The organism is Exiguobacterium sp. SH5S4, assembly GCF_004337045.1.
GTDB lineage: Bacteria > Bacillota > Bacilli > Exiguobacteriales > Exiguobacteriaceae > Exiguobacterium > Exiguobacterium aurantiacum_A.
Window position 1 is genome coordinate 23823 of record NZ_SJUQ01000027.1, and the last position, 10487, is coordinate 34309.

The 10487-nt window shown below is 52.2% G+C and carries 17 protein-coding genes; 14 read left to right on the top strand and 3 right to left on the bottom strand.

The features are described 5' to 3' along the window. Positions 1 to 58: 58 nt before the first annotated feature. Entirely contained in the window at positions 59 to 238 is a 180-nt protein-coding gene (locus EVJ32_RS13345) for a DUF2759 domain-containing protein (RefSeq protein WP_070327033.1), read from the bottom strand. A 157-nt stretch (positions 239 to 395) separates the two neighbouring features. On the opposite strand from EVJ32_RS13345, the gene EVJ32_RS13350 reads away from it, so the two are divergent. Beyond that, positions 396 to 1016: an MBL fold metallo-hydrolase gene (locus EVJ32_RS13350; RefSeq protein ID WP_131458753.1), complete on the top strand. Its 621-nt coding sequence runs from the start codon at positions 396 to 398 to the stop codon at positions 1014 to 1016. Between the two features lie 38 nt (positions 1017 to 1054). Here the strand turns inward: EVJ32_RS13350 and EVJ32_RS13355 are convergent, their stop codons facing one another. Continuing rightward, on the bottom strand, positions 1055 to 1318 hold the full coding sequence (locus tag EVJ32_RS13355; RefSeq protein ID WP_070327035.1) for a DUF2626 domain-containing protein: 264 nt from the start codon (positions 1316 to 1318) through the stop codon (positions 1055 to 1057). A gap of 264 nt (positions 1319 to 1582) precedes the next feature. Between EVJ32_RS13355 and EVJ32_RS13360 the strand changes: the two genes are divergently transcribed. The 13 genes from EVJ32_RS13360 (at position 1583) to gcvPB (ending at position 10342) form a co-directional block, all read left to right on the top strand. After that, on the top strand, positions 1583 to 1954 hold the full coding sequence (locus EVJ32_RS13360; RefSeq protein ID WP_016510368.1) for a Spx/MgsR family RNA polymerase-binding regulatory protein: 372 nt from the start codon (positions 1583 to 1585) through the stop codon (positions 1952 to 1954). A 59-nt stretch (positions 1955 to 2013) separates the two neighbouring features. Beyond that, positions 2014 to 2832, top strand: a complete 819-nt coding sequence (locus EVJ32_RS13365) for an ATPase, T2SS/T4P/T4SS family (protein ID WP_236634047.1) — start codon at positions 2014 to 2016, stop codon at positions 2830 to 2832. After that, the gene (locus EVJ32_RS13370; RefSeq protein WP_131458755.1) at positions 2802 to 3779 is read left to right on the top strand and encodes a type II secretion system F family protein; all 978 of its coding nucleotides are present in this window, start codon (positions 2802 to 2804) and stop codon (positions 3777 to 3779) included. The genes EVJ32_RS13365 and EVJ32_RS13370 overlap by 31 nt, the downstream gene beginning before the upstream one ends. A 14-nt stretch (positions 3780 to 3793) precedes the next feature. Beyond that, positions 3794 to 4117: a prepilin-type N-terminal cleavage/methylation domain-containing protein gene (locus EVJ32_RS13375; protein ID WP_131458756.1), complete on the top strand. Its 324-nt coding sequence runs from the start codon at positions 3794 to 3796 to the stop codon at positions 4115 to 4117. Further along, positions 4114 to 4551 carry a prepilin-type N-terminal cleavage/methylation domain-containing protein gene (locus EVJ32_RS13380; protein WP_131458757.1) on the top strand — a complete coding sequence of 146 codons (438 nt, stop codon included), beginning with the start codon at positions 4114 to 4116 and terminating at the stop codon, positions 4549 to 4551. Before EVJ32_RS13375 ends, EVJ32_RS13380 begins: the two co-directional genes overlap by 4 nt. Beyond that, the gene (locus EVJ32_RS13385) at positions 4538 to 4774 is read left to right on the top strand and encodes a hypothetical protein (RefSeq protein WP_070327040.1); all 237 of its coding nucleotides are present in this window, start codon (positions 4538 to 4540) and stop codon (positions 4772 to 4774) included. The genes EVJ32_RS13380 and EVJ32_RS13385 overlap by 14 nt, the downstream gene beginning before the upstream one ends. Further along, the gene (locus EVJ32_RS13390; RefSeq protein WP_131458758.1) at positions 4710 to 5204 is read left to right on the top strand and encodes a hypothetical protein; all 495 of its coding nucleotides are present in this window, start codon (positions 4710 to 4712) and stop codon (positions 5202 to 5204) included. Before EVJ32_RS13385 ends, EVJ32_RS13390 begins: the two co-directional genes overlap by 65 nt. After that, entirely contained in the window at positions 5168 to 5470 is a 303-nt protein-coding gene (locus EVJ32_RS13395; protein WP_131458759.1) for a hypothetical protein, read from the top strand. The genes EVJ32_RS13390 and EVJ32_RS13395 overlap by 37 nt, the downstream gene beginning before the upstream one ends. Then, positions 5463 to 5948, top strand: a complete 486-nt coding sequence (locus EVJ32_RS13400; RefSeq protein WP_236633366.1) for a shikimate kinase — start codon at positions 5463 to 5465, stop codon at positions 5946 to 5948. The genes EVJ32_RS13395 and EVJ32_RS13400 overlap by 8 nt, the downstream gene beginning before the upstream one ends. Further along, positions 5945 to 6283: a hypothetical protein gene (locus EVJ32_RS13405; RefSeq protein ID WP_070327043.1), complete on the top strand. Its 339-nt coding sequence runs from the start codon at positions 5945 to 5947 to the stop codon at positions 6281 to 6283. The genes EVJ32_RS13400 and EVJ32_RS13405 overlap by 4 nt, the downstream gene beginning before the upstream one ends. A 147-nt stretch (positions 6284 to 6430) precedes the next feature. Further along, positions 6431 to 7504: a glycine cleavage system aminomethyltransferase GcvT gene (gene gcvT, locus EVJ32_RS13410; RefSeq protein ID WP_131458760.1), complete on the top strand. Its 1074-nt coding sequence runs from the start codon at positions 6431 to 6433 to the stop codon at positions 7502 to 7504. 25 nt (positions 7505 to 7529) lie between these two features. Next, positions 7530 to 8867 (top strand): aminomethyl-transferring glycine dehydrogenase subunit GcvPA, encoded by a 1338-nt coding sequence (gene gcvPA / locus EVJ32_RS13415; RefSeq protein WP_070327904.1) that lies wholly within the window; start codon positions 7530 to 7532, stop codon positions 8865 to 8867. After that, positions 8867 to 10342 carry an aminomethyl-transferring glycine dehydrogenase subunit GcvPB gene (gcvPB, locus tag EVJ32_RS13420; RefSeq protein WP_131458761.1) on the top strand — a complete coding sequence of 492 codons (1476 nt, stop codon included), beginning with the start codon at positions 8867 to 8869 and terminating at the stop codon, positions 10340 to 10342. The genes gcvPA and gcvPB overlap by 1 nt, the downstream gene beginning before the upstream one ends. 64 nt (positions 10343 to 10406) lie before the next feature. Here the strand turns inward: gcvPB and EVJ32_RS16520 are convergent. Continuing rightward, positions 10407 to 10487, bottom strand: an 81-nt coding sequence (locus EVJ32_RS16520; RefSeq protein ID WP_131436690.1) for an IS3 family transposase, incomplete at its 5' end; no start/stop codon positions are given.

Consider the following 10487-nt stretch of genomic DNA (forward strand, 5'->3'; position numbering starts at 1 on the left):
GCGCTTTTTTTGCGGAATAAAAAAAGACGACCGCAGTCGTCTTCGTAGTAAGTCAACATTAACCTGGGATTCCACCGAAAATCAATGTTGCGACGCCGAAGAATCCAAAGACGAGCGCGGTGATTCCGGCAAACGCAAGTGGAAAGAATTGGCGTTTTTTGAATGAACGGGCCATCCCCCAAAGTGCAACAAGTGCTACGATGAGTGAAATCCATCCAAATGGCTCATACAAATGCATGACGAGTTCCCCCTTTATTATACGTCATGAAATTCATAAAAATTTCACTGAAATATCACTATTATTTTATCCGAAATAACACACGCTGTCGAGCAAAGGTTGCCACCGCTACAATTTTGCCACAATATCGTTTAGAATGGTTGTGGAGGTGTTTTAGATGAATATTGTAAAAATCACATCGGGCCTTGCCCAAGAGAACGGATACGTGCTCGAACAAGACGGAACGGTCGTTATCGTCGACCCGGGCACGGACGACCCGAAATTCTTTGAGGTGGTGGAACGTTTCGGCGGATTGAACGCCATTTTGTTGACGCATGCCCACTTTGACCATATCGGCGGAATCGACGCGCTGCGCGATCGCTATCCGGTGCCGGTCTATGTTCATGAAGCCGAGCGGTCATGGCTCGCCGACGGCGAAAAGAACGGGGCGGCGAAATTCCATCTTCCGCACTCGTCGATGCGACCGGCCGAACGGATTTATCAAGGTAAGAAGCTGGAGATTGGTGCGTTTACAATCGAGTTGCACCACACGCCGGGCCACTCACCAGGGAGTGTCACCTTGCACATCCCGAGCGAACGTGTCGCCTTTTGCGGGGACTTGATCTTCAAACAATCGGTCGGCCGGACCGATCTTTTCGGCGGCGACCAATCGACGCTCCTCGGGTCGATCGATCGGATGCGTCAATTATTGCCGGCCGAGACGGTGCTCTATTCAGGTCACGGACCGAAGACGACACTCGAAGCTGAAATTCGTTCAAATCCATTTTTTGAGCGGTGAACATAAAAAAAGATTGTCTCGACGAGAGACAATCTTTTTTACATTTGGAAGTTACTCCAATACGTGAAGACGACGAAGAAAACAGTCAAATAAGCGCCGAACACGTATACATACGTTTTTTCAGTCAGTTTCAAGTAGCCTAGTGCGACAAAGAAAATTGTTTGAGCTAAAAAGACAAGACCCATTACGACGAAGTCACCAGTATGTTCGCTACTGCTTTGATCTCCACCGAGTGCGCCCACGAAAGCCAGCGCCGCGATCAACCCAGTCCAAAAGCCTAGGACACGGAACATTCTCGCCATGTTAATCCCCCCATACGTACATTATTCCATTCTCATTCACTATTTTACCAACACATTCAGAAAAATGCTATGAAAACGTGTGAATTGAGCAAAATAATCGTGAAAAATATGTGAAATCAAGATGTTGTACAAAGTTGTACAAAAAACCAAAAAAATTGTACAAACTATGTACAAAGTACAGGATAGGTTGTATAATCAACTTACAAGCATTGAACGGAACAGGTTGTCAAATAAAAGGAGGCGCTAAAAGTGGCAAGTGAACTTATGTTTTATACGTATCCAAGCTGTACGTCGTGTCGAAAAACGAAAGCGTTTTTACAAGAGCAACAACTTGATGTGAACGAACGCCATATTTTCCGAGACGCTCCGACGGTAGACGAACTCTTGACGCTACTTGCACTTAGCGAAGACGGAGTCGATTCACTCCTAGCAACGAGAAGTCAAGCGTTCAAACAGCTCAACGTTGACGTCGATGAATTGAAACTGAGCGAATTGCTGAAGTTGATGAGCGAAAATCCGAAGCTGTTGAAACGCCCGATTTTGACAGACGGTAAAGAAGTTATTGTCGGCTACGACAAGGCGTCAATCGAGACGTATGCCCGCCGCCATGATTTGACTTCGGTAAACGTTTCATAAGACAAGTCCACTTTCCTAAGAGTGGGCTTTTTTTTATGCTCATTTATGAGGTGGGGACAATGAAACTGGTGATTGATCGATTGATTAAAGCGGCGCGACGGCTCGAGGCGAGCGATGTCCATTTCATGCCAGGCAAAGACGCCGTTATCGTACAGGCGCGTCACGGGACGTCGATCACAAAGCTTGAGACGATACCACGTCCAGACTACGAACGGCTCACATTACATATGAAATATTGGTGTTCATTGGCTGAAACGGATCATCGGGTTCCGCAATCTGGGATATATGATCGGAACGAAGAAATGATCCGGGTCACGTTTTTGCCGTCATTTACTGATGTGCTCATGTCATGGCGTCTGCCGAACGTCTCGTTCCAACTTCAAGAGTTGTTATCTGAAGTGGATGTGTTGCGTTTTCAAGGCATGGCTGAGCTGCGGCACGGCTTGTTTTTAATCGGTGGCGCGACCGGGGCCGGAAAAACGACAGTCCTCTATGCTTTTCTTGAAAGTTTGAAGAACCACCGGATCGTGACGATCGAAAACCCTCCCGAACAGCAATTGACAGGTGTGATCCAGCTCGAGGTGAATGTATTGGCAGGACTGGATCATAAACGTTTGTTGAAAGAAACGTTGCGAGCCGACCCGGATATCATCGTTGTCGGGGAGGTGCGGACGAGTGAAGAACTGCGTGTCGCGCATGATGCGGCACTGAGCGGACATTTGACGATCGCGACGTTTCATACGGCGAGTATCGAAGACGGTGAACGCCGTCTCGAACAGTTGATCGGCAAAGTAGAGGTGCCGCGCCATTGGTGTGTGTTGCAGCGGAGAGAGGAGGTGACTTGCTCATGGTCGATGTCCGTTCCAGTAGGGAGCTGAACACGATCCGGCGCTTCCTGCGACTGCAAGCACGAGGGGTCGGGTTGAAAAAGACGTTCGAGACGCTCGAGTTGCATGAGCGGGGGAAGCAAAAACAACTGATTCGTGTGATGCGGCAAAAGCTCGAGAGTGGTCTGGCACTCGCCGACGTGTTCTCTGAACTCGTCACGGATGCCCGCATGCGAGACATGCTTGTCACGGCGGAACGGGGACATCATTTCATTGAAGGTCTAGAACAAGTGCTTGCCTTATCGATGATGCGTCGAGGCCTGCAGCAAGAGTTAAAACAACTGGCGAGGTATCCGCTCGTCATCTTGACGATGCTTTTAGGGCTTGGTGCCATTTATGCGCTGTACATCTTTCCGAAATTGCTCTCGATGGTGCAGGTCGACGATTTAGACGGAATCAGCGGCATCCTCTTGTCACGAGGTTTTTTCCCGGGCTTGTTCGTCGCGCTCATCTTGACGGGCGGCGGGAGCTATTGGGTCGTGAAGCGAGGCCGGTCCGTCCCGATCCAATTCGTCGAGCGGGGAAGACGACTGTATGTCACGTATTTGTTTGTCAGCGAACTGTCCTTACTGAGTGAAGGGCAAATTTCGGTGCGTCACGTCATCGAGCGTCTCTCTTATGGAGAAGGGGAAGTGGCGCAAATCGCCCGGCGCATCCATGACCGGATGTCTGGTGGAATCGAGTTGGAGGCGGCGGCCCGAGAGGAACGTCTGCTCGACCATGAAGTCGTCAGCTTGTTCGGGGTCGGGACGGTGAGTGGAGATCTCGGATTGATTATGGCGTTACATCGAGACTTGATCTTTGAAGAGATGGAACTGTATTGGAAGCAACTGATCGCCAAGACGGAGCCGCTTTTGTACGGCTTCTTGACCGTCATGGTGACGATGATGTTCTATACGATTTATTTGCCGGTCAAACTAATTATGGCCCAACTATGAGGAGGAGAATTATCGTGGCAAAATTCAAATCAGACTGTCAGGCAGAGCAAGGGTTCACACTCGTTGAAATGGCGGCAGTCTTACTAATCATCTCGGTCTTGTTGCTGCTACTCGTCCCGTCTATGTCGGACGGGAAGTCACGGGCGGATAGCGTCAGTTGTGAAGGGAGCGTACGGATTGTCGAATCTGAAATCAATTTATATTATGCGGAACATAAGGCGTATCCAGAATCGCTCGCCGTCATCAAACGTGCTTCGACCGAGAACCCGCTCGAATATAGCTGTCAGTCGATGACATACACGTACACGCCGAGCACAGGTGCGTTGGCGCTGAAATGAGACAAGGCGGCTATACGCTCGTCGAGATGGCTTGGGTACTCGTCGTCCTGTCGTTACTCCTTTTAGTGGCGACACCTACCGTCCGTTCGATGGACCGACTCGCGCTCATCGACTTCACGGAGGCGCTCGTCCAAGACATCGCCGAGGTCGGTCAGTATCCGTACGTGGCCGCCAATGAAAAATGTGTCCCGCGCTTGAGATGGTATATGAAAGAACGGCGGTATCACATCACGTGCGGGACGACGTCGATCACTTCAGGCATCGTTCCCGACGGTGTCGAGATGAGTCTGCCGACAACGAACGAAATCGTCTTTTCAAAGTCGGCGGCGACGTATGCCGGACAGTGGAAATTTTACACGGGCCAAGTCGCGGTCACGTTGAAGTTCAGGATGGGCACGTATGAGCCGGAGGTGATCCATAGTGGGGGAGGATGAGCAAGGCGTCACGTTTTGGGAAGTTTGTTTAAGTCTAGCCCTCCTGCTCGGATGGGTCGGTGTGATTGCGCCGTTCGTTACGGCGGGTACGGAGCGGGTGGAGCGTCTCGAGGCGACGGTTCGGACTTATGAACGGCTTCAAGGGGAGGTGTTGCTCGATGCGGCCGATCCAAGCGGTGAAGTCGAAATTTGTGAACAAGACATATGTCTGCCGACGCTCTGAGGGTGGCTTCACGTTGCTCGAGATGACGTTCACATTATTGTTGCTCCCCTTGTTCATCGGGCTACTCGTCCACTTTTTAGCGCTCGGGGAGGCGTTTTACGAACAACCGCGCGGTCAAGTGAACACGACACCACAACTCATCGTCCGCAAACTGTTCGACAGTCGTGACTGTCAGGTGCGAGAAGGTAGACTCGTCGGTACGTACGTTCGACCCGATGAGACGACGTGGATGTGGACGCTCAAGCAGATCAATCGGAACTTAGTCATGGTAGGCGAAGAGGGAGGGAACTTGTTATTTATAAGAGGAATCGATGGTTATCGCGTCGAACCGTTAGGAAACGGCTACCGGATTCAGTGGACCGACTCGATCGGTCCGCGGGAGAAGTCCGTGATGTGCATGCGCTCGGGTTCTTCGTCATCTCTACGCTAGTCCTCTTGACGTGGCTATTAGCTGCAGCATTGTTTTGGTATACTGATATCGAACGAAGCACGGAACGTCTGACGCTCGAAATTTTGGCGATTCGCTTCGAATCCCATCTCATGGTCGCCAAACATTCGTGCCAGACAGAAGCAGAGATCATCGTCAAACCGACGGGTACGGTTTTCTGCCGACCGCTCGGGCCAGGTACGACGGAGGTCGAGATCCGGTTGAAGACGGGAGAGAAGCATAAAGAGGTGATTTATTTCGATGACTAGACCGTTTTACATCATCGGGTTTATGGGTACAGGTAAATCAAGCTTAAAACGATATCTTGAAAAATCGAATCATGTCATCGATTTGGATGAAGCGCTCGAACGGCATCTTGGAATGGGTTTACCTGCTTATTTCGCCCGACACGGTGAGAGCGCGTTTCGAGCCGAAGAGACGGCGATGCTTCGAAACGTTCATGCGGACTATATCGTGACAGGTGGCGGAATCGTCGAGCGCTCAGAAAATATCGAATGGATGCGACGGCATGGGCGCATCGTTGCCCTTGAGTTGCCGTTCGAACTGTGTTGGGGGCGTATTAAAGACTCGGACCGTCCGCTCGTGCAACTTGGTAAAAGGAGCGTCGAGGCGCTATACGAGCGCAGGCGTCCGCTTTACGCTTACGCCGATGTGACAATCGACGCCTCATTGAGCTCGGAAGCGATTGCTTGTGAACTAGATCGGTTGAAGGAGGAAGACAGATGATTTGGATTAATCTTGGTATTATCGTGCTCGCACTCGTCGGGCTAGGTGGATACGGATTTTTATTGTATCGGAACAAAATGAAGACCGATCTGCGCCGTGTGAAACGGTTGACGGAACGGTTTACGATTCGAATGAACGTGATTCAAGGCTTGGTCGGTGAGATCAAACAGCACATCGACACGGTCAACGCATCGGTGAAGCAAATGAAGGCTTATTCGGTTAAAGTGAAAGACGAGTCGCTCGAACTGAAACAGGCAACGGTCGGCCTTACGAAGGAAATTAAGCGGACCGCTGGAATCGATCGTTCAGGCGTTTCCACTGAGACTGAAATATGAAATAATGAGGATGAAAACGTTTTCGTTTTCAATCCTCTTTATTTTTGCCCATTTTTGCTAGGCAGCGCGTCAAAAAATTGATAGAGTGGAATAGAAAACGAAATATTTCATCAAATGCATTACTTACGTTCGGGATTGGGGGATATTATGGAGAAGTTAACGTTGAAACGTACGCCTTTGTACGACCTGATTTCTACGAAGGCGAAGATGGTGGATTTTGCGGGGTTTGAGATGCCCATCATGTTCTCGTCAATCAAAGAAGAGCATCAAGCGGTTCGGGAGCGGGTTGGTATGTTCGATGTATCGCACATGGGGGAAATCCGGATTGAAGGTCCGGACGCGTTCGAAAACGTCCAACGTCTTGTGACGAATGACGTCTCGAAGCTGAATATCGGGCAAGCGCAATACAACTTGTTCTGTTTACCTGACGGCGGGGTCGTCGACGACCTGCTCGTCTATCGGCTCGATGAAGACGCGTATTGGCTCGTCGTCAACGCCTCGAATATTGAAAAAGACGCGGCCCACGTCCGTCGATACGTATCAGGGGACGTCACTGTGACCGATGAATCGGATGCGTACGGTCAAATCGCGATCCAAGGTCCGATTGCAGAAACAGTACTCGGACGAATCACGGACTTACCGCTACATGAGATCAAGTTCTTCCGGTTTTTGAGCGGCGACGTTGCCGGTGTGCCAGCAATCATCTCGCGGAGCGGCTATACAGGTGAGGATGGGTTCGAAGTATACGCCCGGGCCGAAGACGTCGCGAAGATTTGGACTGCGCTCGAAGCAGAACAAGTGACGCCGTGCGGACTCGGTTCACGTGACACGCTCCGTTTTGAAGCTTGTCTGCCGCTGTACGGGCATGAGTTAGACGAGACGGTGACGCCGTTCGAGGCCAACTTGAACTTTGCGGTCAAGCTCGATACCGACTTCGTCGGGAAAGATGCCCTCGTCAAACAAAAAGAAGATATTCCGCGCCGTCTGATCGGCTTGAAGCTGCTCGGCCGCGGGATTGCCCGACAAGGTGCGCCCGTCTTGTTTGACGGCGAGACGATCGGCGTCGTCACGACGGGAACGATGCCACCAACCGTTAACGAATCGATCGCTTGGGCCCGGATCGATCGCCGGTTTGTCGAACAATCAAACTTCATCGTCGAAGTTCGGGGCAAACAAATAGAAGCCGAACGTGTGCCGACACCGTTCTATAAACGTAAATGATACAGGGGGATTCAGAATGAACAGAATGGAATTTCGTTATTTACCGATGACCGAGCAAGACGAACGCGATATGCTCCAGACGATCGGTGTCGAATCGATCGAAGATTTGCTTGAAGATATCCCGGCCACGCTCCGGGAGACGGCATCGTTATCTGCCATCGGCGCTCCGCTCCCAGAAGTCGATCTCGTCCGCCACATGACGAAGCTTGCCGAGAAGAACCTTCACACGAAATCACATCCGAGTTTTCTAGGAGCCGGCATGTACGACCACTTGTCGCCAAGCGTCATGAACCATATGTTGCTCCGTTCTGAGTTTTACACGGCGTATACGCCGTATCAACCTGAAATTTCACAAGGTGAACTGCAAGCGATGTTCGAGTTCCAGACGATGATTTGTGAACTGACGGGGATGGACGTCGCCAACTCGTCGATGTATGACGGCATTACCGCACTCGCGGAAGCGACGTACCTCGCGAGCGCTCATACGAAGAAGAAACGTGTCATCGTCTCCGGTGCTGTTCACCCGGAAGCGAAAGACGTCATCCGCACATACGCGGATGGACCGGGACTTTCAGTTGAATATACGCATGTTGCGGCCGGCGTGACGGATTTGACGGACGTCGATTTGACGGACGCCTCGTGTCTCGTCGTTCAGTACCCGAACTTCTACGGTCGCGTCGAGGACTTGGCGACGCTCGCGAAAGCGGCCCATGATGCCGGTGCGCTCTTTGTCGTATCGAGTAACCCGCTCGCACTCGGTATTTTAGAGTCTCCTGGTGCGCTCGGTGCCGACATCACGGTCGGGGATGCCCAACCGTTCGGGATCCCACAAAGTTTCGGTGGTCCATCGTGTGGCTACTTCGCCGTCAAAAAGGCGCTCATGCGTAAACTGCCGGGTCGTCTCGTCGGTCAGACGGTCGACGAGGACGGGAAACGCGGCTTCGTCTTGACGCTACAGGCACGAGAGCAGCATATCCGCCGCGATAAAGCGACATCAAACATCTGCTCGAACCAGGCGCTCAACGCGCTCGCCGCCTCGATCACGATGTCCGCGCTCGGGAAATATGGGATTCGTGACATGGCCGTCCGCAACATTCAAACGGCCCACTATATGAAAGAGGCACTGAAGTCGGCCGGTTACCCAATCATCGACGAAGGACCGATGTTCAACGAGTTTGTCGTCGATTTCGGTATCGATGCCGAAACCGTGTCACGCCGCTTGCTTGACAATGGGATCATCGGTGGATTGCCGCTCGGAACGTATGATGCTGATCGTCAAACACAGATGTTGCTATGTGCGACCGAACTGCGCACGAAAGAAGAGATTGACGGATTTATTGAAGTGGTTGGGGGGACGAACTGATGCAACACGAACAAACGCTCATTTTTGAAGTGTCACGTGCCGGACGTACCGGTTACAACTTGCCGACACCGACCGTACCAGAAGTTGATATCGAGGCGCTGTTACCGGCGTCGATGATTCGTCATGAGGTGGCCGAACTGCCGGAAGTGTCGGAACTAGATGTCGTTCGTCACTATACGTCGCTGTCGACGCGGAACCACGGTGTCGATTCCGGCTTCTATCCGCTCGGATCATGTACGATGAAATACAACCCGAAAGTGAACGAAGATATGGCACGTCTGCCTGGGTTCGCCCACATCCACCCGCTCCAACCGATCGAATCGGTGCAAGGGGCGCTCGAGATGATGGTCGACCTTCAAGACCAGCTCGCTGAAATCACGGGGATGGACGAAGTGACGCTCCAACCGGCAGCCGGTGCCCACGGGGAATGGACCGGACTCATGTTGATCAAAGCGTTCCACCAGCATAACGGCGATATGAATCGGACGAAAGTACTCGTCCCAGACTCGGCGCACGGGACAAACCCAGCTTCGGCCGTCGTCGCCGGATTCGAGACGGTCACGGTCAAATCGGATGAGCGGGGACTTGTCGACCTCGCTGACTTAAAAGCGAAAGTCGGAGCCGACACGGCAGCGCTCATGCTCACGAATCCGAACACGCTCGGGTTGTTCGAGGCGGACATTCTTGAAATTTCCAAAGTCGTCCATGAGGCAGGCGGTAAACTGTACTACGACGGGGCCAACTCGAACGCGATTCTAGGGATCGCCCGTCCTGGTGATATGGGCTTTGACGTCGTCCACTTGAACTTGCACAAGACGTTCACAGGACCGCACGGCGGCGGCGGCCCGGGCTCGGGACCGGTCGGCGTCAAGCGCGACTTGATCCCGTACTTGCCGACACCGATCGTAAACAGAGCGGATTCAGGCTTTACGCTCGATTACGATCGCCCGCAGTCGATCGGACGCATCAAACCGTTCTATGGAAACTTCGGCATCAACGTACGCGCCTACAGCTACATTAAGACGATGGGCGCCGAAGGGCTGACGCGCGTCTCACGCGAAGCAGTGTTGAACGCCAACTACATGTTCGCCCGTTTGAAGGACGCGTTCGATGTGCCGTACGACACGTACTGCAAGCACGAATTCGTCTTGTCAGGTAAACGTCAAAAAGCACTCGGTGTCCGTACGCTCGACATCGCCAAACGATTGCTCGACTTCGGATACCATCCGCCGACGATCTACTTCCCGCTCAACGTCGAGGAGTGCATCATGATCGAGCCGACCGAGACGGAATCGAAAGAGACGCTCGACGCGTTCTGTGACGCGATGCTCCAAATCGTCAAAGAGGCAGAAGAGAATCCGGAGATCGTTCAGACGGCGCCGCACACGACGGTCATCAAACGACTCGACGAGACACTCGCTGCCCGTAAGCCGGTATTGAAGTATGAGCGACGTCAACCATCGTCAATCAACTAAGCCACAACCCGCTCGCAATGAACTGCTCCCCGTCAAGTAGACAGGGCAAATAATGAAAACCAGCCTAGGCGGCTTGAGACCTGTATTCGACAGGGCTCAAGCCGTTTAGTCGTTTCTGGAAACGATCGTGGTTGTAGAACGATAT